Genomic DNA, 26,504 nt, shown 5'->3' with positions numbered 1-26,504 from the left:
AGGGGAGACGTACGGAAGGATATGACGACAACATTGTATTTAACAAGACATGGGGAAACAAAGTGGAACGTCGAAAAGCGGATGCAAGGCTGGCAAGACTCGCCGCTCACGGAAAAAGGGCGGCAAGACGCCATGCGGCTTGGAAAGCGGCTTGAAGCGGTGGAATTGGCCGCGATTTACACAAGCACAAGCGGCCGGGCGCTGGAAACGGCCGAGCTCGTCCGCGGCGGGCGGCTCATTCCGATCTATCAAGACGAGCGGCTGCGCGAGATTCGTCTTGGCGATTGGGAAGGCAAGACGCATGACGAGATTCGGCAAATGGATCCGACTGGGTTCGATCATTTTTGGAACGCGCCCCATCTGTACGCTCCAAGGCGAGGCGAGCGGTTTTGCGACGTGCAGCAGCGGGCGCTTGAAGCGGTGCGGCGCATCATCGAGCGGCACGAGGGAGAAACGGTGTTAATCGTCACTCACGGCGTCGTGCTGAAAACGCTTGTCACAGCCTTCAAAGGCGCGCCGCTTGACCAGCTTTGGGCGCCGCCGTATATGTACGGCACGAGTGTGACGATTGTGGAGGCGGATGGGAAGGGGTTTTGCGTTGTCGTGGAAGGGGACGCATCCCATGTGGAGGAAGTAAAAGAAGTATAGAGGGTTGGTGAGTTAGTTCAAAAGGTTGCTGATCTCAGGCATTTTGTAATGGGAGAAAGCTCTGTGAGATCGTCTTTCTTTTTGGCGAGATATCGCTTGGTTTGCACGTGACCGTCCATATTCATCGGCCTTATCATGGATGGAGGTTTCATTTAATTAAAAAAACAGCCCCGTTTCCCTCGATCGGGAAGCAGGGCTGCGTCGTTTATACGAGCCCGAGCCATCTCGCCAGCTGTGCGGTCGTAAAGGTGACCGCAATGGCAATCGCTGTCGGCAAGGCAAAGGCGACGAACGTCCATTTCGCGCTTTTCGTTTCTTTGTAAATGTTGACGAGCGTCGTGCCGCATGGGTAGTGAAGCAGGGAAAACAGCATCATATTGAGGGCGGTGAGCCACGTCCAGCCGTGGTCGAGCAAAAGTTGTTTAAGAGAATGCAGACCATCGGCTTCAATGAGCGCCCCTGCGGATAAATAGCCCATCAGCAAAATCGGCACGACAATTTCATTGGCTGGCAAGCCTAAAATGAACGCCATCAAAATGTAGCCATCCAATCCCAATGCTTTGGCAAATGGGTCAAGCCAGTGGGCGAAAGCGGCCAGCGCGGTTGTGTCGCCGATATGAAGATTGGCGAGAATCCATGTGATTACGCCGGCTGGCGCCGCAACGGTGACCGCCCGTTTCAGCACATAGAGTGATTTGTCGAGGGTGGCCCGGATGATCGTCTCCATGATTTTCGGGCGTCGGTACGGCGGCAGCTCCAGCGTGTAATGGGTCGGAATGCCGCGCAAGGCCGTCTTGGATAAGACCCATGAAACGGTCAACGTGACGACGATGCCAAACAACACCATGGCGACGACCACACCCGCCGTAACGAACGTTTTCCATCCGCCTGTATAGCCGGCTGCCATAAATAAGGAAGAAAGCAAAATCAGCGTTGGCCAACGCCCGTTGCACGGGACGAAGTTGTTCGTCAAAATCGCGAGCATCCGCTCGCGCGGCGATTCGATAATGCGCGTCGACATGATGGCCGCCGCGTTGCAGCCGAAGCCCATGGCCATCGTCAGTGATTGTTTGCCATGCGCTCCCGCTTTTTGAAACAAGCGATCCATGTTAAAGGCGACACGCGGCAAGTAGCCATAATTTTCGAGCAACGCGAATACGGGAAAGAAAATCGCCATCGGCGGCAGCATCACGCTGACGACCCAAGCCGTGCCGCGGTATAGGCCAAGTACAATGAGGCCGTGCAACCAGTCGGGGGCGTGAATCGCTTGAAAGGCCATGGTGAGATACGTTTCGATCGTTCCGAACAAGCGGGCGAGCGAATCGGAAAATACGTTGGCGCCGGCGATCGTCATGTAAAGGACAGCGGCGAGAAGCGCCAGCATAATTGGAAATCCCCACCGCTTCGACGTGACGATCCGGTCAATTTGTTCCGTTCGATCGCGTTTTGCGACCGCTGTATGCGTGACACATTCTTGAGAAAGCGCAGCTGACGTTTGGAAAATGGCAGAAACGATCTGTTCACGCGTGTCAGCCGGTGCTAATGACTTGGCTTCGTTCATTAGCTGGTCAAACTGATTTGACAGATCCGCAGCAGGCATACGCGTTCCCCTCCTTGATCAATGGTTGCGGCGGTTGTTTCAGCGCTTGAAGCAGCGATGTATCGCCGTCAAGGAGACGAAGAGCGATCCAGCGAGCAGGATACGTGTCTCCCATTACGTCTTTCACGAGTGGAAGAAGTTTGGCAATGCCTCGTTCGATTTCCGGGCTGTACCGGATGGAAAGCGGGTTGGTGTTGATGCGGCCATGCGCCATGGCATCCACTGTATCAAGCAGTGCATCGATTCCTTCCCGGTTGCGGGCCGAGATCGGCACGACCGGCACGCCGAGTTTGGCAGCCAATTTTTTTGTATTGATATGAATGCCTTTCTTTTTCGCTTCATCCATCAAATTGATAGCGATAATGACGCGGTCGGTCATTTCCAATACTTGAAGCGCTAGATTCAAGTTGCGTTCTAATGCCGTAGCGTCGACCACAACGATCGTAACGTCAGGACGTTGAAACAGGAGAAAATCCCGCGCCACCTCTTCATCGGCTGAATTGGAATAGAGCGAATACGTTCCCGGCAAGTCGACGATCCGGTACAATGTGCCGCGGTGGCGGCATTCTCCTTCGGCATGAGTGACCGTTTTCCCGGGCCAGTTGCCGGTATGTTGGCGCAGGCCCGTTAAGACGTTGAACAACGTGCTTTTGCCGGTGTTCGGATTTCCCATTAAGGCAACGGTATATGTTTTATCCATCATGATCAATCGTCTCCCCGTAAATATAGTCGCTTTCTTCTTTCCTTAATGCGATCGTCGTGCCACAAACGCGATAGGCGGTCGGGTCGCCAAGCGGGCTTCTTTGTCCAACCTTCACTTCCCCGCCGGGTACAAATCCCAAATCAAGCAACCGCCTTTTTAACACAGGATCAGGAACATCAACCTTTTCGATGCGAAATCGATCGCCCGGTTTCGTATCGGAGAGGCGGCAACGTTTTCCTTGTGCCATAAAAGTTTCCCTCCGGTTAATATTTTTTACTAAAGACATTTTTTTTGCTTAGACCAACTTTTGAATTTATCATATTCCAGTTGCCTCGCTGTTGTCAACAAATTTGTTTCATCTTTTTCTGACAGAGTTGTCGAACCAACAACTATTCAAAACAGTAGGAAATCATGTTATCATATGAATAGTCTGAACAAATTATCGGCAGAAAGGCGGTGACGGCGTCCATTGACGCACGATGAAATGAAAGCGATTACGGAAGGGACGATTCTTTGGCAGCCGACGGAGGAACAAATCAAGAGCTCCAACCTTCATCGATATATGGATTGGTTGAGAGAACATAAAGGGCTCTCCTTCTCTTCATACCGCGAGCTGTGGACATGGTCGGTCGACGAGCTTGAGTCATTTTGGGAAACGGTTTGGGAATATTGTGGTGTTCAGGCGGCAACGCCGTATGAGTGTGTGCTGCGGGAGCGGAAGATGCCAGGGGCGGAGTGGTTTCCAGGCGCTGCGCTCAACTATGCGAAACATATTTTCCGGCATGCGCGCGCCGACCGCCCGGCCATCATTTTCCGCTCGGAACGCGTGCCGTACCGGGAAGTGTCATGGCAGGAGCTCGGCGAAAAAACGGCGGCGATCGCCAAAGCATTGCGAGCGATGGGAGTGAAGCGCGGCGACCGCGTCGTCGCTTATATGCCGAATATCCCCGAGACGGTGATGGCGTTTTTGGCGTGCGCCTCGATCGGCGCCATTTGGTCAAGCTGCTCGCCGGATTTTGGCGCTGGCAGCGTCATTGACCGGTTCGCGCAAATCGAGCCGACTGTCTTGTTTGCCGTCGACGGCTGCCAATACAACGGCAAAGAATTTGACAAAATGCCGGTCGTATCCGAATTGCGCGCCAAATTGCCGTCATTGAAAAAGACGGTGCTGCTTCCGTATTGGCGCGGGCAGATGGAAGCACCGGATGAGGGCGTCGTGCTGTGGGATGATGTCGTGGCGGACAAGGCGGAGCTCGTCTATGAAGACGTTCCGTTTGACCATCCGCTTTGGATTTTGTATTCTTCGGGAACGACCGGTTTGCCGAAGCCGATCGTCCAAGGGCATGGCGGCATTTTGCTTGAGCATTTAAAAGCGCTCACGATTTCCGAAAACTTGACGAAAGACAGCACGTTTTTCTGGTTTACGACGACTGGATGGATGATGTGGAACTTTCTCGTCGGCGGACTGCTGGCCGGGTCGACCATCGTGCTCTATGACGGCAGCCCGACGTATCCGGATGGCAACGTTTTATGGGAGCTCGCCGAGAAGGCAGGCATCACCCATTTCGGCACAAGCGCGGCGTTTATCAACATCTGCATGAAGCTCAGCCTGAAGCCAAAAGAGCAATATGACTTGTCAAAGCTCGAGGCCGTGCTCTCGACCGGTTCGCCGCTGACGGTCGAAGGGTTCGCCTGGGTGTATGAAAACGTCAAGGATGACATTTGCCTGGCATCATGCAGCGGCGGAACGGATGTGTGCACCGCGTTTGTCGTCGGTTCGCCGATTTTGCCGGTGCGCGCCGGCATCCTCTCGTGCCGCGCGTTGGGCGCGGATGTGCAGGCGTTTGACGAAAACGGCCAGCCGCTTGTGAATGAAGTCGGTGAACTTGTGATTACAAAACCAATGCCGTCGATGCCGCTCTTTTTCTGGAACGATCCAGACGGCGAACGGTATCGGAACAGCTATTTTGACACGTACCCGGGCGTCTGGAAGCACGGCGACTGGATTAAAATTGACGAACAAGGGGGATGCGTCATTTACGGACGCTCCGACTCGACGATCAACCGCGCCGGCGTCCGCATGGGCACGAGCGAAATTTACCGTGCGGTCGAAGCGGTCGACGGGGTGTTCGAAAGCCTCATTGTCGATTTGGAAATGATGGGCAAGCAATCGTTTATGCCGCTGTTTGTCGTCCTCAAGCCGGGCGCAGTGCTCGATGACGAGCTGAAAGAACGCATCCGCCAATCGATTCGGCAACACGTCTCGCCGCGCTTTGTTCCAGATGAAATTTACGAGGTGAAGCAAATTCCGAAAACGCTAAATGGAAAGAAAATGGAGATTCCGATCCGGAAACTGCTCTTAGGCTTCCCGCTCGAAAAGGCAGTCAACCCGGGCTCAATGGCCAATCCAGAGGCGCTCGACTTTTTCCTCGAGCTGGCGAAGACGCTGGCGGCGAAGACGCAGACAAGCTGAAATGCGAAAGGTTGTTATTAAGTGACGATGCTTAATAACAACCTTTCTATGTATTAGTGAATTATAAATAGAGGAGTCGGGGGCATGGAAGAAAGCAAGCGGACTAGGCCAGTTTGGAAATCCATCGGTGATTGAGGAGCGGACGACGGTGAAAGAGATGTTGGGGCGATGAGACGAGACGGTGTCCGTTTTCATGATGAGAAAGTCCGGAAGATCTGTTTAGGAGAACCTTCCGGGCTTCATTTGCGGCGACGATGATTCGGAGTTTTAGTATGACGTAAGCAGGGGGATGTTGTTTGATGATGGCTATGTTCACACAGGATATGGAACAAGCTTTAAACGTCGAAGAGATCAACGAAATGGAGCGGACTGACGTCTAGTACATATTGAGCGCCGTCTTGACCCGCTTGATCTCCTTTTTGTTTTCGAACAGCTCTTCAACTAAAATGTTTTGGCCGTTGGCGACATCGGTGATCCGTTTGTCCATGTCGGCCACTTGCTGGCTTAATTGGTTGAGTTGTTCATTCGTTTGCTGCACTTGTTTGGCGAGCTGGTCGACTTGCTCATGAGTTTGCTGTACTTGGTGGTTCAGCTGCTGCACTTGGCTGTTAAGGTGTTGGACTTGTTGGCCCAGTTGCTGTACTTGCTCATTTGTTTGTTGCACCTGTTGGCCCAGTTGCTGCACTTGTCCGTTCGTTTGTTGCAGCTGCTCGGCAAGTTCTTTAATGGCTTGCCAAATCATTTCATTTGAGATCGCTCCCATTCGACAATCCCCTTTCTGGTTCGATTCTCCTTCTATTATACATGACGAAAGAAAGAGATGATAGAAGAAAGATGACGAAACGTTTTTCTTTGCGGCGCGTCCTTCGAATGTGATATAACAAAAGAATGTCAGTAGTATGCACATACTGGAGGATGAACATGGTGATCCGTGTCAGCCATTTGCATAAATCGTTCCGCGTCCATCGCCGCGAAGCGGGATGGCTTGAGGCGGCGCGCAGTTTATGGCGGCGCGACTACCGCGTCATTGAGGCGGTGAAGGACGTTTCGTTTACGATTGAAAAAGGGGAGATTGTCGGCTTTTTAGGTCCAAACGGGGCGGGGAAAACGACGACGATGAAAATGCTTGCTGGCCTCTTGCATCCGACATCAGGAGAGATCACGGTCGGCGGGTTTGTGCCGTTTGAGCAAAAGCCGGAGTTTAAAAAAATGATGAGCTTGGTGATGGGGCAAAAAAGCCAGCTCATTTGGGACATCCCGCCGATGGAGACGTTTTTGGTCAATAAAGCCATTTATGACATCGACGATCGGGCTTTCCGCCAGACGCTCGAGGAATTGACGGAACTGCTCGACTTGGCGCCGCTGTTGGACAAGCCGACGCGCAGTCTGTCGCTCGGGCAGCGGATGCGCTGCGAGCTGGCGGCGGCGCTTTTGCATCGGCCGCAAGTGTTGTTTTTGGATGAGCCGACGATCGGGCTTGACGTTCATACGCAAGAAAACGTGCGTCGCTTTATCGTTGACTACAATCGGGAGCACGAGACGACGATTTTGTTGACATCGCATTACATGGGTGATGTTGCAGCGCTTTGCGACCGGGTGATGATCATCAACTACGGGCGATTGATTTACGACGGGGAACTGTCAGTGCTGACAGAGAAGCTGGCGCCGTACAAGCGATTGGAAGTCCGGTTTTCACGGGTTCCGGACATGGATTGGGGAGAGTATGGCGAAGTGGCGGAAATCGAAGAAGGAACAGTCGTATTGCGGGTGGCGCGCGAGAAGGCGGCGGGGACAGCAGCGCGGTTATTAGAGCGGTTTGATGTCCGCGACATCAATATTGAAGACCCGCCGCTTGAGGAAGTGATTACGCGCGCGTTTCAGGAGGAGCGTGTATGATTCGCAAATATATCGCTTTGTTGCGGATGAAATACATCGAAATGCTCGCGTATCGTTTGGCGACGTTCGTCTGGATGACGGGTGCGATCACGCAGCCGCTGATCACGATGTTTGTCTGGATGAACATTCATCCGGAAGAGAGCGATTCGTTTGTCTTTTATTTTATGGCCGTCATTTTTGTCGAACGAATGACGAGCGCGTGGGATGTATGGGAGCTGGACCGTGAAATTCGCGAAGGGACGTTTTCGAATTTGCTGCTTAGGCCGCTTCACCCGATCCATTGGGCGATCGCGGAAAACATCGTTTACAAATGGCTGTTTGCCGTCATTTTAGCGCCGGTTTGGCTGGTGGGGGCGGTGTTTTGGCCGCCGCTTCGCCCGCATATGACGGCAGGGCAAGCGGTGCTGTTTTTGGCGGCGGTCGTATTGGGTGCGGCGCTTCGGTTTTTGTTGAGCTACTCGTGCGGGCTGCTCGCGTTTTGGGTCACAAAGGTGGCGGCGGTGTACGGCGTGATCGATGTCATTTCGTTGTTTTTATCGGGCAGAATTGCGCCGCTTGAAATGCTGCCGCCGGCGCTTCGCGAATGGAGCGAATGGCTGCCGTTCCGCTATATGATCAGTTTTCCGATTGAAATCGCCACCGGGGCGGTGGATGGAGGAGAGTTGGCGCGCGGCTTTGCGGTGGCGGCCGGGTGGATGGCCGTGTTTGTCGCGGGGGTGCAGTGGCTTTGGAAAGCAGGAATGCGAAAAAACCAGGCGGTAGGTGGATGAACATGCGGCGATACGGGCGGGTGTTCCGCGAGTTTTTCCGCGCTTGTTTGGTCGAGGAAATGGAATACCGGAGCGAATTTTTCGGCAATTTTATCGCCAGCTTTTTTGGCGTCGGCATCGCCCTGCTCACCGTCCATATCTTTTTTTACCAGACGGACCGCTTGGGCGGCTGGACGTATGGGGAAGTGCTTGTGCTGCTCGGCGTTTTTAATACGCTGCGCGGATTCATTGACTTTGCGCTCCGCCCGAACATGCCGCGGCTGCTTGAGCATGTCCGGCGCGGCACGCTCGATTATATTTTGACGAAGCCGGTCGACAGCATGTTTTACGTCAGCTTCCGCCATCTTGTCTTTTGGCGGCTGATCGATGTAGCGCTTGGCCTCGGCGTCATCGGCTACGGCTTGTATGTCGAACGCTACGTGCCGTCGGCGGCGGACGTCTTGATGTTTTTCGTCGTGATGACCGCGTCACTCTTGCTTATTTATTCGTTATGGATGATGCTCATGACGACGTCGTTTTGGGTGGTGCGCATTGATGATTTGTCGTTTATTTTCGACTCGTTTTTTGACACGGCCCGCTTCCCGGGCAGCATGTACCGCGGCGCGGTGCGCTTCGTGATTACGTACGTTCTGCCGGCGGTGTTGATCACCAATACGCCGGCTTTGGCGCTGCTTGGGAAATGGAGCATGGCTGCGGTGCTGGCGGCTTTGGCTGTGGCTATGCTCTTTTTATGGGCTTCCCGCCGCTTTTGGCGGTTTGCCTTGCGCTTTTATACGGGAGCGGGCGGGTGAGAGGAAAAGCCTTCTTAGACGAGGGCTTTTTTTCTTTGGTCAATCACTGTTTCGCCTGCATCTCGACAGTGGTCGGTCAGCGGGGGTGGCGAGCGGCGCATCGTTCGTGGCCGGCTTGTGCAGATGGTTTGAGACGTGTTAGGTTGCGCATGAACTTAGAAGGCTCGTAAAAAAGCGGCCGTTTTTGCCGGACTCGTTGCTTTTGGCTGAAGGGGAAGCGTTGTTTGGGCAAAATGTTCATCCTATAATGGAAGGCCGTACTCCCGCTTCTTTGTATTCCTGCTCGTTGACTTTTACGTCAACGTCAATTAAAATAAAATTCAGAATATTACTTCTAGAAAAGGGATGGCTATGCACTATTTCACCATTTCCGATTTGGCGCACGAGTTTGATGTGAGCACCCGGACGATCCGCTATTATGAAGAACGCGGATTGCTTTCCCCGATTCGGACCGAGTCAGGGCAGCGGCTGTACACGAAAAAGGAGCGGGCGAAGCTCAAGCTCATTTTGCGCGGCAAACGGTTCGGCTTTTCGCTTGACGAGATTCATGAGATGATTTCGCTGTTTGATGAGGACCGAACGGGGAAGAAACAGCTGGAAAAAACGGTCGAATACGGGCGGCGGAAATTGAAGGAGGTGAACGAGCGGATTGAGGATTTGCTGCAGCTGAAGGCGGAGATGGAAGCGCTGCTTTCCGATTTTGAACAGCGATTGCGACAATGGGAGGGATCGGATGGATGAACATTTCAGAGCTGCTTGCCCGCAATGCGAGGAAATTTCCCGACAAGACGGCGATTATCGATGGGGAAACGGAGCTTTCCTACGCCGAAGTCAACCGAACGGTCAACCGTCTGGCGTCAGCGCTCGCGCGGCTTGGTGTCGGACGCGGCGATAAAGTCGCGCTGTATATGCCCAATACCAAAGAGTTTGCCGTTTCGTACTTTGCCGTTTTGCGCCTCGGCGCCGTGGTTGTGCCGATTAACGCGCGCTTGACGGCGGCTGAGGTGCAGTATATTCTCGGCCATAGCGAGGCAAAGGCGCTGATCGCTCATGATTCGGTTCATCAAGTGCTCGCCCCGCTCGTCGGCGGAAGCGATGTGATCTGGGTGAAGACCGGGAAGGCGGAAGGCGGCTGGCTGTCGCTCGAGGAGTTGATCGATTCGGGTGATTCCGACGAGATCGTCTGCCCAGCCAAAGAGGATGATGAGGCAACGATTTTGTATACATCGGGGACAACGGGGCGGCCGAAAGGGGTGTTGTTCACGCATCGCAATGTGATCACGGTTGCGGACATGATCGTGATCGAAACGAAAATCGACCGTCAAAGCCGCCTGCTGCATCTCATGCCGCTCAGCCACTCGGCGCCACTTCATTTGTTTTTCATAGGCGGCACGTATGTCGGCGCGACCCATGTCTTGGCTCCTTCCTTTTCCCCGGATGCCTTGCTTGAACTCGTTGAGCGCCATAAGATCACCCACTTTTTTGGCGCGCCGGTGGCGTACTTGTTGACGGCAAAGCACCCGCGCTTTGACGAATACGACCTTTCTTCGGTCCGCTGCTGGATGTACGGCGGGGCGCCGCTGTCGCGCGAGGAAGTGAAGTTTGTCGCCAGCCGTTTTGGCGCCGGGCGGATGATGGGTTTATACGGTTTGACTGAAGCGGGCCCGAACGGCACGTACTTGTCCCCTGAGGAGCATGGCGAAAAAGCGGGAAGCGTCGGCCGCTATGCCGCTCTTCATTGCGAGGTGGCCATCGTCGATGAGAACGGACAGGAGGTCGCGCCCGGCGAGGTCGGGGAGATCGTGCTGCGCGGGGAGAGCGTGATGAAAGGATACTATAAGGACGAAGAAAAAACGAACGAAGCGATCAAAGACGGCTGGCTGTACACCGGCGATTTGGCGCGCCGCGACGAAGATGGCTACATTTGGATCGTCGACCGGAAAAAAGATGTCATCATTTCCGGTGGCGTCAACATTTATCCAAAGGAAGTGGAAGATGTGCTGCGGACGCATCCGGCGGTCGCGGATGTCGCTGTGATCGGCGTGCCGCATCCGGAGTGGGGCGAAACGGCAAAAGCATTTGTGGTATTAAATCAACCGCTTGAACCGCTTGCGGAGGAATGTAAGCGCTTCCTATCTGACAAGCTGGCTGACTATAAAATTCCGCGTCTGTATGAGGCGATCGCCGAACTGCCGCGCAATGCGACGGGAAAAGTGTTGAAACAAGTGCTGCGGGCGCGGGAGGCGGTCGCGCAAGGAAGATAAGGAGCGTTGGGGGCGGCGCAATGGGATCGCCTAGCCGTCTTGATAGAGCTCCAAAAATTGTGAGGGGAACGAAAATCGAAGAAAGGGGAGAGACGATGAAACCGCTTTGTGAAGTCGATCCGAATTTGTTGGCGAATTTGAAACGGCATTTGGATGACGAATTGTATCGGTATGCGGAAGAAAAGCTCGCGTCGTTTTACGAATTTTGTTTGACAGACGTTGACCGCCGCGCTGTGCATACCGACCGCGAAGGGCAGCCGCGCCTGATCAAATATGACCGCTTTGGCAACGACATTTCCGAAGTATGGGTGAATGAAGGATACGAGCAGACGGCGAAACAGACGTACGAGACGGGGATTGTCGGCTATGTGCACAAGCCGATTCCTGAGCTTGGGAGAAAAGGGAACTATGTTTATTCATATGCCCAAGGGTACATTTTATCCCAAGCCGAGCCCGGGTTTTATTGTCCGGTGACGTTGACGATGGCGACCGCCTATGTGCTCGAGCATTTTGCCGATGAAAAGCTGAAGGCGACGTATTTGCCCCATGTCATCTCCACCGGGGAAGTCGAGTTGTACGAAGGAGCGACGTTTTTAACCGAGCGCCAAGGCGGGTCGGACGTTGGTGCCAATGCGGTGCGCGCCGTGCCGTGCGGCGATCATTATCAGTTATACGGGGAAAAATATTTTGCCAGCAACGCCGGCCGCTGCGGCGTAGCGCTCGTGTTGGCGCGCATCGACGGGAGCGGGCCGGGGACGAAAGGGCTGAGCTTGTTTCTCGTCCCATGGCGCAACGAGGATGGGACATTAAACGGCATCACCATCCGCCGCTTAAAGGATAAATTAGGGGTGCGCGCCGTGCCGTCCGCCGAAGTCGTGTTTGACGGCGCCAAGGCGTATGTCGTCGGCGATCCGGCGAAAGGCTTCTATTATATGATGGAAGCGCTTAATCTCTCGCGCGTCTGCAATGCGGTTGCTTCCGTCGGCATCATGAAGCGGGCGCTTGAAGAGGCGAAACAATACGCCGAGCGGCGCACGGCCTTTGGTCATGTGTTGACGAATTACCCGATGGTGCGCGGGACGCTCGCCAATTTGACAGCGAGACAGGAAGTGGAAACGAGCGCCTGCTTTGACATGATCGCCTTGTTTGACCGCGTCATGGCCGCGCCGCATGAAGCGAGCGAGGCGGAGAAAGCATGGCTCAGGCTTCTGATTGCGCTCCTTAAGATGCGCACCGCCGAAGAGGCGATCGCGTTCAGCCATGAGGCGATTGAAATGCATGGAGGCAACGGGTATATTGAAGATTTTGTTACGCCACGCCTGTTGCGCGATGCGCAAGTGCTGACGGTTTGGGAGGGGACGGCGAACATTTTGGCGCTCGAGGTGCTGCGTTTGATGCGCAAATATCGCATCCACGAACGGTTTGCCGCCGAGATGCAGGAGCGCCTTGAGCGGTTGACGGCCGAGGTTAAGCCGCTTGCCCGCCCGGTTGAAGAAGGGTTGAAGGAGTTGGTGGCCGCGCTCGCCCGTCTTGGCGGCCAAGCGGATGAGGTGCAGACGTTCCACGCGAAAGCGATTGCCAATCGAATGTGTGATCTGTATTTGAGCATCATCGCCCTTGAACGCGGACAGGAAAACGATCGGAATCAGCGGATCGCCGAGCTGTTTGTGCGTCATGTGTGGGAGCGCGGGCTCGTCGATGAACGCATGACGTCGGTGCGTGAGTTTGACTTGATCGTCAGATGTAAAGGAGCGTCTGCCCCGCTTGCCCATTCGTAAATTGGCGGCATGAAGCGGGCCGTGAGTGAAAGGGATGTTCGTGTTGGGCGGACATCTCTTTTTTTGATTGCCAAATGAGCAATGGAACAAGTAGGATGAAAGAAAAGGGAAAAGCGAGAGGGGGAAATGCGCATGGAATTGGTGCGCACGCCGCGCCGGACGAAACGGCGCGTGTGGATTTCGGCGGCCATTGGCGTCGTGATGTTGGGGGTGCTCGCCTGCGTCGGTTTGTCCGTTTATGTCGGCTGGCAGCTGACGCATAAACCGCGCGAGCCGATTACCATGACGCCGAAAGACTATGGCATGGCGTATGAAAGTGCGACATTTACAAGCAAAGATGGGAAAACGGCGCTCGAAGGCTGGATCATTCCGCCTAAAGGAGCGGCGAAGATGACGGTCATTTTTGCCCATGGGTATGCCGGCAACCGGATTCAGAAAAACGTGCCGTTTTTGCCGCTCGCCAAGCGGCTTGTTGACGACGGGTACCGCGTCATCTTGTTTGACTTTCGTGCGAGCGGTGAGTCGGAAGGCGATATGATTACGATCGGCGTCAAAGAGAAAGACGATCTGCTTGGCGTCATCGATTACGCGAAGCGGCACTATCGCGAGCCAGTCGCCTTATACGGCGTTTCGATGGGAGCGGCGACATCGATCTTGGCGGCGGCAGAAGACAATGACGTGCGCGGGGTGATTGCGGACAGCCCGTTCAGCGACCTCGAATCGTATTTGCGAGCCAATATGCCGGTATGGACGCATCTGCCGAACGTGCCGTTTACGTATTTGATTTTGGCGATCGTTCCGGCGCTGGCCGATTTGGATCTAGGCGTGTCTTCGCCCATCCATGCCGTCGATCGTGTCGCGCCGAGGCCGATTTTGTTCATTCACAGCAAAGACGACCGTTCGATTCCGTATGAAGAAAGCGTAAAACTGTACAAAACCCATCCGGATGCGTTTCAGCTATGGCTGACGGACAAAGCGGATCATGTGAAAAGTTTTTCTCTCTACAGCGATGAGTATGTAGAACGGGTGTTGGTGTTTTTGCGCTCATTGGAAAAGACTGCTTCCTAGAGACGGCTGCGATTCGTGTTCGGCCGCTTTTTGTATTATAATGGATGCAATAGAGGATCAAGATGGCATCGGCCAACTGGTCAAGGAGTGAATGCTGTGTGTGGCCGGTTTACGTTAACCGCTGATTCGGAAACATTGCAGACGCTGTTTCGTTTCCGTTATCAAGGCCTGCTCGCGCCCCGGTTTAACATCGCTCCGGGTCAAGATGTGTTGACCATCGTCGCCGAGGGGGGAGAAAGAGTCGGGAAAATGATGCGCTGGGGGCTTGTGCCGTTTTGGGCGAAAGATGCCCGCATCGGCGCCAAGATGATCAACGCCCGGGCGGAAACGGTCGATGAAAAGGCGAGTTTTCGCCATGCGTTCAAGCGGCGGCGCTGCCTCATTTTAGCTGACGGGTTTTACGAGTGGAAAAAGGAAGGAACGAAAAAAGTGCCGTACCGGTTCACCCTCAAAACGGGCGAGCCATTTGCCTTTGCCGGACTGTGGGAGCGCTGGAAAGGGCCGAGCGGGCCGCTTGAGACGTGCACGATCATGACGACGAGGGCGAACGAGCTCATTGCCCCTATTCACGACCGGATGCCGGTCATATTGCCTCCCGAGCGGCATGATGACTGGCTTGATGCAAGTTTTGATGACAGCGAGTATTTGAAATCGTTGTTGTTGCCGTATCCGAGCGAACTAATGCGAATGTACGAAGTGTCGCCGCTTGTCAACTCGCCGAAAAACGACGTGATCGCCTGCATCGAGCCGGTCGACAGCCGGTCAATGGAGGGAACGTGATGCATCCTGTCATCTTATTTGATGGCGATTGCCTGTTTTGCCATGCGAGCGCGCACTGGATCGCCGCCCGCGACCGCCAGGCGGTGTTCCGCTTTGCGGCGCAACAGAGCATCGTTGGCCAAGCGTTGCTGGCAAAGCAGGAGATGTCAGCAGAAGACAGCGTCGTCCTCATCGAGAACGGGTGCTGTTATGTAAAATCCGAGGCTGTCCTGCGCATCGGCCGGCGTCTAGCTTGGCCGTGGAATTGGATGGCAGCGGCTGGGTTTCTCATCCCTCGGCTGTTGCGCGATCATATGTATGATCAGATTGCGAAACGTCGGCATCGTCTCGCACCGAAGCACGATCATTGCCAGTTGCCGCCGCCTGAACTGCGGGCTCGTTTTCTTGATGAATTGCCGCGGTAAAGAAGGAAAATATGTTTGTTTGTCGTATTGAAAAGAGAAAGAAATAAGGGAGGTGAAATGGCATGGCGAACGAAACAAAACGGTGGCTCGAACAATGCACGGCTGCGGCGCTTGAGCAGTTCGCCGATGATTTGGCGGCATCCGCAGAGCAGGGCGAGGGAGACCGCCGCCGGTTTTACGAAGGGATGGCGGTGGCGGCGAAACTCATCGCGCTCCGTTGGGAAGGAAAATGTGCCTATATTGATGATCATTTGCTTGATAATGTATACGAGGCGTTGGCTGTCTTCTCATTGGAAAAACTTGAGGAAACGCTGGCCATGGAGACGGAAGAGGCGCATGGCGGCGTCCGCTGCTCGTTTTGTCTCAAAGAAAAACCAAGGCTGGCCAAAGGTCCGCTGGCGGCGATTTGCGACGATTGCCTGCAGTTTGGGCTGCAAGTGATCGCCAAGCAATCATGACGGAGGCGGCGGTCATCGCGAAGGCGATGGCCGCCGTTTTTCCGCATAGAAGATAAGCGGGCCGGACAGAGCGAGGAGTGTGATGACAAAAGCGATGACACCGCTCCAATGGAAATGCGTCCAGACGTAGCCGCCGGCTGTTCCGGCAAGGCTTGACCCTAAATAATAGAAAAGAAGATACAAGGAAGACGCCTGCGCCTTATAGACGTGCGCCTGTTCGCCGATCCAGGCGCTGGCGATGGAGTGGCAGCCGAAAAAGCCAAACGTAAACAGCGCCAAACCGGCTATTTTCACGAGCACGGACGGAGCGAGCGTGGCGAGCGCCCCGAGCGCCGTCAAAGCGACCGACAAACGCAAGGTGCAGGCGTGGCCGCGAAGATCCGCCCGCCGTCCCATATAGACAGAGCCGATGCCGCCAAATATGTAAACGATAAACAAAAAGCCGAGCACGGATTGTCGGAATGAATACGGAGGCTCGCTCAGCAAAAAGCCGATGTAATTGTACAGCGTCACAAACCCGCCCATGAACAAAAAGCCAAGCACTACGAGCGCCATAAGCGGCTTGTTGCGAAGGTGGACGGCGTATGCCTGCCGCAGCGTTTCCCTGTTCCGCCGCCGGACGGCCTGTCTTGGTGCGGGCAGAAAGACGGTAAAGGCAAGGGAAAGCGCCAATGATAGAAATCCGATCGTGATCAGCGCCGAGCGCCAGGAAAAAAGATCGGTCAGTACGCCCGTCAAAATCCGCCCGGCCATGCCGCCGATCGATGTGCCGCTAATATAGAGCCCCATGGCCTTGCCGATGCTGGCCGGATGGAACTCTTCGGCGACATACGCCATGGCCAAGGAAGGGATGCCGGCTGCCGTGATGCCAACGAGCGTGCGCGCCGCAAGCAGCGTCGGAAAATCCGGGCTGAACGCCATTGCGATGGCCAACAGCGATGTCAGCCACATCGAGGCGGCCATCACCCGCTTTTTGCCGATCCGGTCCGACAAGTTGGCCGCGGCCAGCATCGCGACGGCAAGTGCGCCGGTCGATGCTGATACGGTTAAACTCGCCGCTGCGGCCGAAACGTGAAACTGTTTGGCGAAAATCGGCAGCAACGGCTGGGGTGTATACAGCACGGCAAACGTCACAAACCCGCCGAAAAAGAGCGATATGCTTGCTTTCAGATAGGTGATGCTTCCCTTTTCGATGTATGTCAAGGTCGGTCGCCTCTTTTTTTCGAGTGAACGAAGACTGAACATTTCTACTTTCTACTATACTGCTTTTCCCGATTGATCGTCTACAAAAAGAAACACCCGCCGCCCGCAAGGCGGCAGATGTTGGTGAGATTTGAATTTGTCCGAGTCAATGCCCATCGGGGCGGTCGGTGCAACGATGGCCTCTAAAAGATCTAAGTGGTATTCTTTTGCGAAGTTTCCTGGTAAAATTGTACAATTTATATGTATGGGAAGAACAATCGAAAGGGGCAACGTATATGATTCCGATCGTAACGGCTGAGGAAATGTACGCCATTGACCGGGAAGTGGCAGAACGGATCGGCATCAGCGCTGACTCGTTGATGGAAAACGCCGGACAGGCGCTGTTTTGGGCGCTGAAGAAGCGGATTCCGCCCGCTGCCAAGGTGGCGGTGCTCGCGGGCACGGGCAACAACGGCGGCGATGGGTTCGTCATCGCGCGCATGTTGAAAAGTTATGGCTATGAAACCGATGTCTGGCTCGTTCCGCCAAAGGAAAAGGTGAAAGGGGCGGCGCGCACGGCGCTTGAGGTGTACGAGCGGTCCGGTTATGCATGGATCGCTTATGAAGGAAAAGAGCGGGAGTTGGCGGCGCTCTTGCCGCATTATGACATCATCATTGACGCCTTGCTTGGCATCGGCGTCAAAGGGGATGTGCGCCAGCCGTACAAAGACATCATTGAACAAGTGAATGGCTCGCGGGCGGTTGTATATGCCATCGATGTGCCAAGCGGGGTGCCGGCCGGTGGTGGGGATGTGACTGCAGCGGTACGTGCGGATGTGACATTTACCATTCAATGCCCAAAGCTTGGGGCGTATACGTTCCCAGCAGCCGATTATTACGGAGAAATCGCTGTTGTCGATATCGGCATTCCGCCGGCGGCGGTGCAGGCGAAGGCGGCTGCTCGGTTTTTGTGGGAAAAGAGCGATGTGGTGCGGACGATGCCGAAGCGAACACGGTCATCTCATAAAGGAACGTACGGCAAGTTGCTCATCGTCGGCGGGTCCAAGGCGATGGCCGGAGCGGTGACGCTCGCCGCGAAGGCGGCGCTTCGCAGCGGGGCGGGGCTGGTGACGATCGCCGTTCCGGAAACGGTGTATGAGGCGGTTGCCAACCGCGTGCCGGAAGCGATGTGCCGACCATGGCCGGCCGAGGGCGGCGCGTTTGCCGGCGCGGCCGATTGGGATGGGCTTGAGATCGATGCGATCGCTGTCGGCCCAGGGATGGGCCGGACGGAAGGGGTTCGCCGCTTGGTCAATGAGCTTGTGCGCCAGCCGGTGCCGCTTGTCATCGACGCCGATGCCTTGTTTTTTTGGGGCGATTACGCCGAGCTGGTGCGCGAACGGAGCGCGCCGACGGTGATCACGCCGCATCCGGGGGAAATGGCGCGCCTCCTTCGCCGCCCGGTCAGCGAGGTGGAACGCGACCGGTTTGGCGTGTCGAAGCGGCTGGCGATGGAATATGGCGTGTATGTCGTGTTGAAAGGGCCGTATACGATTGTGACGGCGCCGGATGGATCGCAATATGTCAACACGACCGGCAACCCGGCTTTGGCGAAAGGCGGGAGCGGCGACGTGTTGACGGGCATCGTGGCGGCGTTTTTGCTGCAGCACGAGGCGGTGCAGCCGGCGGTGAGCAATGCGGTGTTCGTGCATGGAAAGGCTGCTGATAGGCTTGTTCAACACGGTCATTCGCCCTGGGATGTATTGGCGTCGGACGTTGTGGATGCCTTGCCGGCTGTGCTTGCTTCGCTGACGTGATCAACCGCTTCAATGAAAGGAGCGCTGGGGGATGAACACGATTCCAGCCGGTTTGCGATGACCGGCTGGCGTTGTCTTTTTCCTGCGCATAAGGCATGCGGTTCGGGCGCAAACCGCTGAGGCCGTATTTGCGGCTGCGGCTGTAATGGTTGGTTTATCAGCCGACATTCAGCTTTCGCTGATCGCTGGGTTGCGCCCTTCACGCGCTTGAAGCGGGAGTCTTCTTTCGAAACGATGATCAACGTTGCGGAAAGGCGGCAGTTCCATTTTTGGACAAACATGGCTATAATGAATGTAGAAATAGAAGAAGGGAGATGGGAATCGTGCCGCAATTCGTTTGGCTTGAAACGGAGGAAGAAGTGAGAAGCGCCTTTCCGGTGATGCGCGAGCTGCGCACCCATTTGGATGAGGAAACATACACGGCGCTTGTGCGGGAAGCGCAAGAAAAAGAAGGGTATAAGCTTGCGGCGTTATATGATCAGGACAAAATGGTTGCCGTTGTCGGATTCATGCCGATGATCACGCTCTATAACGGCCGCTTTATTTGGGTGTGCGATTTGGTGACCGCTTCGAGCGAACGTTCGAAAGGGTATGGAAAAGCGTTGCTGTCCTATGTACACGAGTGGGCGAAGGAGCACGGCTACGGGATTGTCTCGCTCTCCTCCGGCTTGCAGCGGATTGACGCCCATCGCTTCTATGAGGAAAAAATGGAATATGAAAAAGTCAGTTATGTGTTTTTGAAACGCTTATCGAGTTGAATCCAACGGCGTCTGTTCAGCAGACGCTTTTCATTTTTGGAGTAGAAAGTTGTCCCACTTTTCATTATAATACGAAATATATAGGTCGTATTTTGGAATTGATATTCTGATATTCGGAACAGAGGGGCGACGATGAACAAAACGGTGTTAAAAACAAAAGAACTGCTTGATTTGTTTCTCGATTGCGAACGGTTGACATTGCCGGAGATGGTCGAACGGCTTCGGATGCCGAAAACGTCGGTGTATCGAATGGCCCAGTCGCTTGTTGTCCTCGGTTTTTTGCAAAAACGAGACGATCACTATGAGCTCGGTTTAGCCTTCTTGACGTTTGGCGCACTCGTCGCCGAGCGGCTTGATATTCGCCGGGCGGCGCTGCCCGTGATGAAGCGGCTGAAAGAGGAGACGAACGAAGCGGTGAATCTTGTCATTCGCGACGGTGATGAGGCGCTGTATATCGAAAAAGTCGAGACGTCCGAGCCGGTGCGCGTCTATACGAAAGTCGGGCGGCGCGCTCCGTTGTACGCCGGTGCGTGTCCCCGCGTGTTGCTTGCGTTTATGGACAAGGCGGAGCGGGAACGTTATGTAGAACAAGTCGAACTTGTTAAAATCGCCAAACATACGGTGACCGACAAAGAAGCGCTGCGCCGGTTGTTGGAAGAAGACCGGTGCCGCGGCTATACGGTCAGCTATTCTGAGCTGGAAAACTATTCGGCCGCCGTTGCGGTGCCGATTTTCAACCATGAAGGGACGGCGGTTGCCGGGCTGAGCGTCGCCGGGCCGGAACAACGCTTTTCGCCAGATGATGTGGCGCGCATCGTTCCGCGATTGAAGCAGGCGGCGATGGACATTTCGCGCGAACTCGGCTTTCGGGGGAAGGGATGACGGTGGAGTATACGTTGTTTCCATTATGCGAATATGCGGTGACGGTTCGGTTTTCAGACCGCATTGACGAGGACGTGAATGATATCGTCCACCAAACGGCCGCCCGGCTTCAGGCCGAGCGAAAAGAAGGCATCGAGGAGATCGTGCCGGCGTTTTCGTCGCTCACCATCTACTATGATCCATTGATGATCGATTACATCGGCATAGGCGCATGGCTAAGGAAAAACATCAGGCGGTCTGAACAAGCGGTGCGGCGTTCGGCGCGGACGGTCGTCATTCCCGTCTGTTACGGCGGCGAATTCGGTCCGGATTTGCCGGATGTCGCTCGTTTCCATGGGATGACAGAAGACGAAGTGGTAGCGCTCCATTCGGCCGGACGCTACCGAGTTTATATGATCGGCTTTTCTCCTGGATTTGCCTATTTAGGAGGGTTGTCGCCGCGCTTGGCGACGCCAAGGCGGTCGGTGCCGCGCACAAAAGTGCCTGCCGGTTCGGTCGGCATCGCCGGCGGACAGACGGGCGTCTACCCGCTTGCGACGCCGGGCGGCTGGCAACTGATCGGTCGAACGCCGCTGAAGCTATTTGACCCGCACCGAGAGAAGCCAAGTTTGCTTGCGGCTGGTGATATCGTCGCGTTTCAGCCGATTGGGGCTGATGAATTTGCACGTTGGAGCGAGGAACATGATTGACGTCATCGAGGCTGGGTTGTTTACAACCGTGCAAGATGGCGGGCGTTTTGGCTACCGGCATGCCGGCGTGCCGGCGGGCGGGGCGATGGATGCGTGGGCGTATCGCCTGGCTAATGCGCTTGTCGGCAACAACGGTGATGAGGCGGTGCTTGAGGCGACGATGGCCGGACCGACGCTTCGGTTTCGCGTCGAGGCCGTCGTTGCGGTATGCGGCGGCGATTTCCCGTGTACGCTCAATGGGCGGACGTTTGCACTTTGGAAGCCGATGGCTGTTGAGCCGGGCGATGTGCTCGAAGTAGGGGTGTGTCGGACGGGGTTTCGAGCGTATATCGCTGTATCAGGCGGCATCGACGTCCCGCCCGTGATGGGCAGCCGTTCCACGTACGTTCCAGCCCAGCTTGGCGGGCTTTCAGGCCGCCCGTTGCAGCGGGGCGATGCACTGCCGGTCGGCGTTACTCATGGGCGTCGTGTTATCGGCCGGATGCGTTGGGGTCTTGCTTCGGCCGCCCGCCGCTATATCGGTGGGAAAACGAAAACGGTGCGCGCGGTTCCTGGTCCGGAGTATGACGAATTTACGCCGGCGAGCCGCCGCCAGTTTTTCGCCGCCCGCTATGAGGTGACGACGCAGTCCGATCGGATCGGCTATCGGCTTTCCGGTCCAACGTTGGCGCTTGTGCGCGAGCGGGAGATGGTCTCGGAAGCGGTCGTTTTCGGCACGGTGCAAGTCCCAGCATCCGGCCAGCCGATCGTATTGATGGCGGACAGCCAGACGACCGGCGGCTACCCGCGCATCGCCCAAGTCGCGGCTGTGGATTTGCCGATTCTCGCGCAGGCTCGCCCGGGTGACTTTATCCAATTTCAGCCGATCGGGCCGGAAGAAGCGATGTGGCTTTATAAGGAACAACAGCAACGGCTGGCTCGATGGATTGCGGCCATTCGCCGTCAATGGGAGGGAGAACGGTGAGGACGATTGATTTGAATTGCGATTTCGGCGAAAGCTTTGGGGTGTATAGGCTTGGGCAGGAAGAAATCTTATCGTACGTGACCTCTGTCAACATCGCCTGTGGGTTTCACGCCGGCGACCCGCTCGTCATGCGGCGGACGGTGCAACTCGCCATCCAGCATGGCGTTGCCATCGGCGCCCACCCGGGGTTTCCGGATTTGCTTGGCTTCGGACGGCGCGCCATGGCCGTTTCGCCAGAGGAGGTATACGCCTATGTAGTCTACCAAATCGGCGCGCTGGCTGCGTTTGTGAAGGCGGAAGGCGGCGTGATGACGCATGTGAAGCCGCACGGCGCCTTGTACAATATGGCGGCGAAAGACGCGGCGCTGGCCGAAGCGATCGCCAAAGCGGTGCATGATGTCGATCCGATGCTTGTCTTATACGGCTTGTCGGGAAGCGAACTCATCCGCGCCGGCCGCGCCTACGGCTTGTGTACGGCGAGCGAAGTGTTCGCCGACCGGACGTATCAGGCGGACGGTTCGCTCACCCCAAGAAGCGATCCGCGCGCCATCATCGCGGATGAAGACGAAGCGGTCACGCAAGTGCTTATGATGATCCGCGACCGGCGCGTTCGCTCGGTGCAAGGGACGGACGTGGCGATTGAAGCCGACACCGTCTGTCTCCATGGCGACAATGAACAGGCGGTGCGATTTGCCAAGCGGCTCTATCAAGCCTTGCAAAACGAAGGCATCGCCATTCAGGCGCCGCGCCGAGAGGAAAGACGATGAAGAAAGCCGGAACACCATATTTGGCGCCCTTGCCGTCTTCTTTAATGGTGTATATGGGCGTGTGCACTGCCATGCAGCAGCTGCCGAATAAGCGCCTTAAGCAGGAAACTCGCTTAGGGCGCTGTTTTCATTTGGAGCTGTTTATTGCTTCTTCTAACTTATACCGATTTTTTGGCTGGCTCAATGAAATGGCCTTCATGACAGTCGATCTTCAATTGGTTACAATAACAAAGAGAGGTGACGGAACGAGAAAGGAGTACAAAAGGATGCACTACGCCATTCCGACAGTGGTGGTCAGCGAATGCCTCGGCTTTTCTGCCTGCCGGTATAACTGCGATATCATTCACAATTCGTTTGTCTCTCGTTTAGGGGAGTTTGCTCGGCTTGTGCCTGTATGCCCAGAAGTGGCCATTGGGCTTGGGGTTCCGCGGGAGACGGTCCGACTTGTGAAACGAGGCGAGGAAAGGCGGCTTGTGCAGTCGTCGACGAACCGAGATTGGACGAGGGAAATGAATTTGCCACCTCCTTTGTTTTTGACAGAGGCGGAGCGGGCCGCGCCCCCTGGATACTCTTTGTTCAGCGCGGTGCAGTTTGGATACGTTTTGATTTTGGCTGCCGCTTCGGCCGAACGGAACGAGTCGAAGAAAAAGCTGGCTGCGAGCGCAAAGGAAAGGACAAGCGGGATCACGAATCTCATCATGTGTTCCTCCTCTTTGCAACATAATGGTAAGCTTTTCTAGAATCATATTTTGCCATATTGGCTTTTGTCTATCAACCAAAAACGAACAAGCAAATGATGACGGGCCAAGAAAGGGGAAACGGTATGCACGGAGCAGACATCAAAGCGATCGTCTGCCGCCTGTTGTAGGCGGTGTATTTTTTTGTTTTGTATATTCAGAAAATTATTGAAAATATTCATGAAAGCGTGTACAATAAAAAATAGTCGGCTATATACCAACTGGTCAGTAAAAAAAGCTATCCAATGCTGCTTGCGTGGAGGCTGCCGCAGTGAACGATCGCGTGAAAAGGAGGAGGAAAACGGAATGAATACGAGACATTACCCGTATTGGCCGAAACGGCTCTCAAAAACGCTGGCTGTGCCGGAGACGACGCTGGTCGACCATTTGGAAACAACGGCGAAGCGCTATCCGAACAAAACGGCGATTTACTATTACGGAGCCGTGTATTCGTACAAACAGTTGCTCGATGAAGTGAACGCGTTGGCCGGCTATTTGCAGCAAAAGCTGTCCGTCAAACCGGGCGACCGCGTTCTCTTGTACATGCAAAATTCTCCGCAGTTTGTCATCTCCTACTATGCCATTTTGCGCGCTGAAGCGATCGTCGTGCCGATCAATCCGATGAACACCTCAGAGGAGCTTTCCTTTTACGTCCATGATTGCGAAACGAGAGTCGCCATCGTTGGACAGGAGCTGCTTGACAAAGCGGCCCCGCTCCTTGGACGAACGGCGTTGGAACAAATCATCGTCGCCGCTTATTCTGATTATGCTTCCGATGAATCGCCGGTTTCGCTTCCGGCTGAAGTGGCGGCGCCGCGGCGGGCCATTGGGGATGAGCGCATTCTTTTATGGGCGGACTGCCTCGGCGCCCAATTGCCGCCGCTTCCATACAACGGCCATGTTGATGACATCGCCGTCTTGCCATACACATCCGGGACGACCGGGGTGCCAAAAGGCTGCATCCACCCGCACCGGACGGTGAACGCCAACATCGTCGGCGCCTACCACTGGGGCGATGTGACGAGCGATTCGGTCGCGTTGGCGACGCTGCCGTTTTTCCATGTCACGGGGATGGTCCATAGCATGCATACGCCGATTTTCGCCGGCGCCGCCATGGTGTTGATGACGCGCTGGGATCGGGACGCGGCCGCCCGACTGATTGAATTGCACCGCTGCACGCATTGGGTGAACATCAGCACGATGCTGATCGACTTTTTGGCCAACCCGGCGCTTGGCCGGTATGACATTTCCTCGCTTTCGAGCATTTCCGGCGGCGGAGCGGCGCTTCCGGAAGCGGTCGGGGAAAAATTGTTCCAGCTCACCGGCGTCCGTTATTTTGAAGGCTACGGGCTGACGGAGACGATTTCGCAGACGCATTTCAATCCGCCGGACCGGCCGAAATTGCAATGTCTCGGCGTTCCGTCGTTTGACGTCGACGCGCGCATCATCGACCCGGCGACGGGGCGGGAGCTTGGCGTCGGCGAAGTCGGGGAGATCGTCGTTTGTGGTCCGCAAGTGTTCCGCGGCTATTACCGGCGTGAAAAAGAAACGGAAGAAGCGTTCATCGAGCTCGACGGCAAGCGGTTTTTCCGCACCGGCGACATCGGGCGGATGGATGAGGAAGGCTACTTTTTCATCGTCGACCGCGTCAAACGGATGATCAACGCTTCTGGATACAAAGTGTGGCCGACCGAAGTCGAGTCGCTTTTGTACAAACATCCGGCTGTTCAGCAGGCGTGCGTCGTCGGCGTGCCGGATCCGCGCCGCGGCGAAACGGTGAAGGCGTTTATCGTCCTTCATGACGAGTATGTCGGCAAAGTAACGGAAGAAGAGATCATTGAATGGTCCAAGACGCAAATGGCGGCGTACAAATATCCGCGCCTCGTCGAATTCCGCTCGTCGCTGCCGATGACGTCAAGCGGCAAGTTGCTTTGGCGAAAATTGCAGGAAGAGGAATATGAAAAAGCGGGGAAAGGGGTGAACGCCTGATGGCGAAGACGGTCGAAACCGTCCTTGGCCCAGTGCCGGTGGAACAGCTTGGCAAAACGCTCATCCACGAGCATTTCCTCTTCGGCTATCCAGGGTTTCAAGGCGATGTGACGCGCGGCACGTTCCGCGAAGACGAGGCGCTTCGCGTCGCAGTCGAGGCGGCGGAAAAGATGAAGCGGCACGGCATTCAAACGGTTGTCGATCCGACGCCGAACGACTGCGGGCGCAACCCGGCATTTTTGCGGCGCGTTGCTGAAGAGACGGGACTGAACATTATTTGCGCCACCGGCTATTATTATGAAGGGGAAGGGGCGCCGCCGTACTTCCAATTCCGCCGGCTTCTCGGAACAGCGGAAGATGATATTTACGACATGTTTATGGCCGAGCTGACCGAGGGCATTGCCGATACCGGAATCAAGGCGGGTGTCATCAAGCTCGCCTCGAGCAAAGGGTGCATCACCGAGTACGAAAAGATGTTCTTCCGCGCTGCCGCCCGCGCGCAAAAAGAGACGGGTGCGGTCATCATCACCCATACGCAAGAAGGAACGATGGGGCCGGAACAAGCCGCCTATTTGCTTGAGCACGGCGCCGATCCGAAAAAAATTGTCATCGGCCATATGTGCGGCAACACGGACCCGGACTATCATCGAAAGACGCTTGCTTACGGCGTTTACATTGCGTTTGACCGCTTCGGCATCCAAGGGATGGTCGGCGCGCCGACTGATGAGGAGCGGGTGCGGACGCTCCTTGCTCTGCTCCGCGATGGGTACGAGAAACAAATTATGCTGTCGCATGACACTGTCAACGTTTGGCTTGGCCGGCCGTTTACGCTGCCGGAGCCGTTTGCGGAAATGATGAAAAATTGGCATGTCGAGCATTTGTTTGTGAACCTCATTCCCGCGCTGAAAAATGAAGGAATCCGCGACGAAGTGCTTGAGCAAATGTTCATCGGCAATCCGGCGGCGCTGTTCTCGGCTTGACGCCGTTTGCAAGGTCGGTAAAAACCGCGCTTTCTGCAAAATCGTTGTTGCGAACGCGCGGAAAAGCGGTTGTTGATCATCCTGAACCGAGAAAACCCCCACTTCC

General features: G+C 55.4%; 26 protein-coding genes. 21 read left to right on the top strand and 5 right to left on the bottom strand.

What is annotated here, in order from left to right:
• Nucleotides 1-21 precede the first annotated feature (21 nt).
• On the top strand, nucleotides 22-648 hold the full coding sequence (locus GZ1_RS08210; protein ID WP_060788296.1) for a histidine phosphatase family protein: 627 nt from the start codon (nucleotides 22-24) through the stop codon (nucleotides 646-648).
• A 205-nt stretch (nucleotides 649-853) separates the two neighbouring features.
• On the opposite strand, the gene GZ1_RS08205 is transcribed toward GZ1_RS08210, so the two are convergent.
• From GZ1_RS08205 to GZ1_RS08195, 3 genes are read right to left on the bottom strand one after another with little or no spacing between them, the layout of a single operon-like run.
• Nucleotides 854-2,248: a nucleoside recognition domain-containing protein gene (locus tag GZ1_RS08205; RefSeq protein WP_060788295.1), complete on the bottom strand. Its 1,395-nt coding sequence runs from the start codon at nucleotides 2,246-2,248 to the stop codon at nucleotides 854-856.
• Nucleotides 2,217-2,951, bottom strand: coding sequence for a FeoB small GTPase domain-containing protein (locus GZ1_RS08200; protein ID WP_033005361.1), 735 nt, complete (start codon nucleotides 2,949-2,951; stop codon nucleotides 2,217-2,219). Before GZ1_RS08200 ends, GZ1_RS08205 begins: the two co-directional genes overlap by 32 nt.
• Nucleotides 2,941-3,198, bottom strand: coding sequence for a FeoA family protein (locus GZ1_RS08195; protein WP_033005362.1), 258 nt, complete (start codon nucleotides 3,196-3,198; stop codon nucleotides 2,941-2,943). Before GZ1_RS08195 ends, GZ1_RS08200 begins: the two co-directional genes overlap by 11 nt.
• A 237-nt stretch (nucleotides 3,199-3,435) precedes the next feature.
• Here GZ1_RS08195 and GZ1_RS08190 point away from each other — a divergent pair, with 237 nt between their 5' ends.
• A complete protein-coding gene (locus GZ1_RS08190) occupies nucleotides 3,436-5,424 on the top strand; it encodes an acetoacetate--CoA ligase (RefSeq protein ID WP_060788302.1) in 1,989 nt (662 codons plus the stop codon).
• 376 nt (nucleotides 5,425-5,800) lie between these two features.
• Here GZ1_RS08190 and GZ1_RS08185 read toward each other — a convergent pair whose 3' ends face one another.
• Entirely contained in the window at nucleotides 5,801-6,187 is a 387-nt protein-coding gene (locus GZ1_RS08185) for an Mce/MlaD family protein (RefSeq protein ID WP_014195646.1), read from the bottom strand.
• 161 nt (nucleotides 6,188-6,348) lie between these two features.
• Between GZ1_RS08185 and GZ1_RS08180 the strand changes: the two genes are divergently transcribed.
• The 10 genes from GZ1_RS08180 (at nucleotide 6,349) to GZ1_RS08135 (ending at nucleotide 15,633) form a co-directional block, all read left to right on the top strand.
• Nucleotides 6,349-7,320 carry an ABC transporter ATP-binding protein gene (locus GZ1_RS08180; RefSeq protein ID WP_011230983.1) on the top strand — a complete coding sequence of 324 codons (972 nt, stop codon included), beginning with the start codon at nucleotides 6,349-6,351 and terminating at the stop codon, nucleotides 7,318-7,320.
• Nucleotides 7,317-8,090, top strand: a complete 774-nt coding sequence (locus GZ1_RS08175; protein WP_060788294.1) for an ABC transporter permease — start codon at nucleotides 7,317-7,319, stop codon at nucleotides 8,088-8,090. The genes GZ1_RS08180 and GZ1_RS08175 overlap by 4 nt, the downstream gene beginning before the upstream one ends.
• Before the next feature lie 2 nt (nucleotides 8,091-8,092).
• Nucleotides 8,093-8,881 (top strand): ABC transporter permease, encoded by a 789-nt coding sequence (locus tag GZ1_RS08170; protein ID WP_060788293.1) that lies wholly within the window; start codon nucleotides 8,093-8,095, stop codon nucleotides 8,879-8,881.
• 351 nt (nucleotides 8,882-9,232) lie between these two features.
• The gene (locus tag GZ1_RS08165) at nucleotides 9,233-9,622 is read left to right on the top strand and encodes a MerR family transcriptional regulator (RefSeq protein WP_025950097.1); all 390 of its coding nucleotides are present in this window, start codon (nucleotides 9,233-9,235) and stop codon (nucleotides 9,620-9,622) included.
• A complete protein-coding gene (locus GZ1_RS08160) occupies nucleotides 9,619-11,145 on the top strand; it encodes a class I adenylate-forming enzyme family protein (RefSeq protein WP_060788292.1) in 1,527 nt (508 codons plus the stop codon). Before GZ1_RS08165 ends, GZ1_RS08160 begins: the two co-directional genes overlap by 4 nt.
• Nucleotides 11,146-11,240: 95 nt before the next feature.
• On the top strand, nucleotides 11,241-12,923 hold the full coding sequence (locus GZ1_RS08155; protein ID WP_060788291.1) for an acyl-CoA dehydrogenase family protein: 1,683 nt from the start codon (nucleotides 11,241-11,243) through the stop codon (nucleotides 12,921-12,923).
• A gap of 126 nt (nucleotides 12,924-13,049) precedes the next feature.
• Nucleotides 13,050-13,991 carry an alpha/beta hydrolase gene (locus tag GZ1_RS08150; protein WP_060788290.1) on the top strand — a complete coding sequence of 314 codons (942 nt, stop codon included), beginning with the start codon at nucleotides 13,050-13,052 and terminating at the stop codon, nucleotides 13,989-13,991.
• A 96-nt stretch (nucleotides 13,992-14,087) separates the two neighbouring features.
• On the top strand, nucleotides 14,088-14,771 hold the full coding sequence (locus GZ1_RS08145) for an SOS response-associated peptidase (protein ID WP_060788289.1): 684 nt from the start codon (nucleotides 14,088-14,090) through the stop codon (nucleotides 14,769-14,771).
• Nucleotides 14,771-15,175, top strand: a complete 405-nt coding sequence (locus tag GZ1_RS08140) for a thiol-disulfide oxidoreductase DCC family protein (protein WP_060788288.1) — start codon at nucleotides 14,771-14,773, stop codon at nucleotides 15,173-15,175. Before GZ1_RS08145 ends, GZ1_RS08140 begins: the two co-directional genes overlap by 1 nt.
• 62 nt (nucleotides 15,176-15,237) lie before the next feature.
• Nucleotides 15,238-15,633 (top strand): hypothetical protein, encoded by a 396-nt coding sequence (locus GZ1_RS08135; RefSeq protein WP_060788287.1) that lies wholly within the window; start codon nucleotides 15,238-15,240, stop codon nucleotides 15,631-15,633.
• Nucleotides 15,634-15,645: 12 nt separating this feature from the next.
• Here GZ1_RS08135 and GZ1_RS08130 read toward each other — a convergent pair whose 3' ends face one another.
• On the bottom strand, nucleotides 15,646-16,836 hold the full coding sequence (locus tag GZ1_RS08130; RefSeq protein WP_015374684.1) for an MFS transporter: 1,191 nt from the start codon (nucleotides 16,834-16,836) through the stop codon (nucleotides 15,646-15,648).
• A gap of 275 nt (nucleotides 16,837-17,111) precedes the next feature.
• Between GZ1_RS08130 and GZ1_RS08125 the strand changes: the two genes are divergently transcribed.
• The 9 genes from GZ1_RS08125 (at nucleotide 17,112) to GZ1_RS08085 (ending at nucleotide 26,398) form a co-directional block, all read left to right on the top strand.
• Nucleotides 17,112-18,632: a bifunctional ADP-dependent NAD(P)H-hydrate dehydratase/NAD(P)H-hydrate epimerase gene (locus GZ1_RS08125; RefSeq protein WP_015374685.1), complete on the top strand. Its 1,521-nt coding sequence runs from the start codon at nucleotides 17,112-17,114 to the stop codon at nucleotides 18,630-18,632.
• A gap of 314 nt (nucleotides 18,633-18,946) precedes the next feature.
• Nucleotides 18,947-19,390: a GNAT family N-acetyltransferase gene (locus GZ1_RS08120; protein WP_033006629.1), complete on the top strand. Its 444-nt coding sequence runs from the start codon at nucleotides 18,947-18,949 to the stop codon at nucleotides 19,388-19,390.
• 132 nt (nucleotides 19,391-19,522) lie between these two features.
• Nucleotides 19,523-20,272 carry an IclR family transcriptional regulator gene (locus GZ1_RS08115; protein ID WP_015374687.1) on the top strand — a complete coding sequence of 250 codons (750 nt, stop codon included), beginning with the start codon at nucleotides 19,523-19,525 and terminating at the stop codon, nucleotides 20,270-20,272.
• The gene (gene pxpB / locus GZ1_RS08110; RefSeq protein ID WP_015374688.1) at nucleotides 20,269-20,961 is read left to right on the top strand and encodes a 5-oxoprolinase subunit PxpB; all 693 of its coding nucleotides are present in this window, start codon (nucleotides 20,269-20,271) and stop codon (nucleotides 20,959-20,961) included. The genes GZ1_RS08115 and pxpB overlap by 4 nt, the downstream gene beginning before the upstream one ends.
• Nucleotides 20,954-21,925: a 5-oxoprolinase subunit C family protein gene (locus GZ1_RS08105; RefSeq protein ID WP_033006630.1), complete on the top strand. Its 972-nt coding sequence runs from the start codon at nucleotides 20,954-20,956 to the stop codon at nucleotides 21,923-21,925. The genes pxpB and GZ1_RS08105 overlap by 8 nt, the downstream gene beginning before the upstream one ends.
• Nucleotides 21,922-22,692 (top strand): 5-oxoprolinase subunit PxpA, encoded by a 771-nt coding sequence (locus tag GZ1_RS08100; protein WP_015374691.1) that lies wholly within the window; start codon nucleotides 21,922-21,924, stop codon nucleotides 22,690-22,692. The genes GZ1_RS08105 and GZ1_RS08100 overlap by 4 nt, the downstream gene beginning before the upstream one ends.
• Nucleotides 22,689-23,432, top strand: a complete 744-nt coding sequence (locus tag GZ1_RS19810; protein WP_083509288.1) for a 2-thiouracil desulfurase family protein — start codon at nucleotides 22,689-22,691, stop codon at nucleotides 23,430-23,432. The genes GZ1_RS08100 and GZ1_RS19810 overlap by 4 nt, the downstream gene beginning before the upstream one ends.
• Before the next feature lie 303 nt (nucleotides 23,433-23,735).
• The gene (locus tag GZ1_RS08090) at nucleotides 23,736-25,418 is read left to right on the top strand and encodes a long-chain fatty acid--CoA ligase (protein ID WP_060788285.1); all 1,683 of its coding nucleotides are present in this window, start codon (nucleotides 23,736-23,738) and stop codon (nucleotides 25,416-25,418) included.
• Nucleotides 25,418-26,398 carry a phosphotriesterase family protein gene (locus GZ1_RS08085; RefSeq protein WP_015374694.1) on the top strand — a complete coding sequence of 327 codons (981 nt, stop codon included), beginning with the start codon at nucleotides 25,418-25,420 and terminating at the stop codon, nucleotides 26,396-26,398. The genes GZ1_RS08090 and GZ1_RS08085 overlap by 1 nt, the downstream gene beginning before the upstream one ends.
• The last annotated feature ends 106 nt before the right edge of the window (nucleotides 26,399-26,504 follow it).

The sequence above is a fragment of the Geobacillus zalihae NBRC 101842 genome (assembly GCF_001544135.1).
Lineage (GTDB): Bacteria > Bacillota > Bacilli > Bacillales > Anoxybacillaceae > Geobacillus > Geobacillus zalihae.
This window is presented reverse-complemented; position numbering and strand designations above follow the sequence as displayed.

What these genes read in the sequence shown, in the direction of transcription:
- GZ1_RS08210 (WP_060788296.1), top strand. Translation starts at nt 22, where the DNA reads ATGACGACAACATTGTATTTAACAAGACATGGGGAAACAAAGTGGAAC.
- GZ1_RS08205 (WP_060788295.1), bottom strand. Translation starts at nt 2,248, where the DNA reads ATGCCTGCTGCGGATCTGTCAAATCAGTTTGACCAGCTAATGAACGAA.
- GZ1_RS08200 (WP_033005361.1), bottom strand. Translation starts at nt 2,951, where the DNA reads ATGATGGATAAAACATATACCGTTGCCTTAATGGGAAATCCGAACACC.
- GZ1_RS08195 (WP_033005362.1), bottom strand. Translation starts at nt 3,198, where the DNA reads ATGGCACAAGGAAAACGTTGCCGCCTCTCCGATACGAAACCGGGCGAT.
- GZ1_RS08190 (WP_060788302.1), top strand. Translation starts at nt 3,436, where the DNA reads ATGAAAGCGATTACGGAAGGGACGATTCTTTGGCAGCCGACGGAGGAA.
- GZ1_RS08185 (WP_014195646.1), bottom strand. Translation starts at nt 6,187, where the DNA reads ATGGGAGCGATCTCAAATGAAATGATTTGGCAAGCCATTAAAGAACTT.
- GZ1_RS08175 (WP_060788294.1), top strand. Translation starts at nt 7,317, where the DNA reads ATGATTCGCAAATATATCGCTTTGTTGCGGATGAAATACATCGAAATG.
- GZ1_RS08170 (WP_060788293.1), top strand. Translation starts at nt 8,093, where the DNA reads ATGCGGCGATACGGGCGGGTGTTCCGCGAGTTTTTCCGCGCTTGTTTG.
- GZ1_RS08165 (WP_025950097.1), top strand. Translation starts at nt 9,233, where the DNA reads ATGCACTATTTCACCATTTCCGATTTGGCGCACGAGTTTGATGTGAGC.
- GZ1_RS08160 (WP_060788292.1), top strand. Translation starts at nt 9,619, where the DNA reads ATGAACATTTCAGAGCTGCTTGCCCGCAATGCGAGGAAATTTCCCGAC.
- GZ1_RS08155 (WP_060788291.1), top strand. Translation starts at nt 11,241, where the DNA reads ATGAAACCGCTTTGTGAAGTCGATCCGAATTTGTTGGCGAATTTGAAA.
- GZ1_RS08150 (WP_060788290.1), top strand. Translation starts at nt 13,050, where the DNA reads ATGCGCATGGAATTGGTGCGCACGCCGCGCCGGACGAAACGGCGCGTG.
- GZ1_RS08140 (WP_060788288.1), top strand. Translation starts at nt 14,771, where the DNA reads ATGCATCCTGTCATCTTATTTGATGGCGATTGCCTGTTTTGCCATGCG.
- GZ1_RS08135 (WP_060788287.1), top strand. Translation starts at nt 15,238, where the DNA reads ATGGCGAACGAAACAAAACGGTGGCTCGAACAATGCACGGCTGCGGCG.
- GZ1_RS08125 (WP_015374685.1), top strand. Translation starts at nt 17,112, where the DNA reads ATGATTCCGATCGTAACGGCTGAGGAAATGTACGCCATTGACCGGGAA.
- GZ1_RS08120 (WP_033006629.1), top strand. Translation starts at nt 18,947, where the DNA reads ATGGGAATCGTGCCGCAATTCGTTTGGCTTGAAACGGAGGAAGAAGTG.
- GZ1_RS08115 (WP_015374687.1), top strand. Translation starts at nt 19,523, where the DNA reads ATGAACAAAACGGTGTTAAAAACAAAAGAACTGCTTGATTTGTTTCTC.
- pxpB (WP_015374688.1), top strand. Translation starts at nt 20,269, where the DNA reads ATGACGGTGGAGTATACGTTGTTTCCATTATGCGAATATGCGGTGACG.
- GZ1_RS08105 (WP_033006630.1), top strand. Translation starts at nt 20,954, where the DNA reads ATGATTGACGTCATCGAGGCTGGGTTGTTTACAACCGTGCAAGATGGC.
- GZ1_RS19810 (WP_083509288.1), top strand. Translation starts at nt 22,689, where the DNA reads ATGAAGAAAGCCGGAACACCATATTTGGCGCCCTTGCCGTCTTCTTTA.
- GZ1_RS08090 (WP_060788285.1), top strand. Translation starts at nt 23,736, where the DNA reads ATGAATACGAGACATTACCCGTATTGGCCGAAACGGCTCTCAAAAACG.
- GZ1_RS08085 (WP_015374694.1), top strand. Translation starts at nt 25,418, where the DNA reads ATGGCGAAGACGGTCGAAACCGTCCTTGGCCCAGTGCCGGTGGAACAG.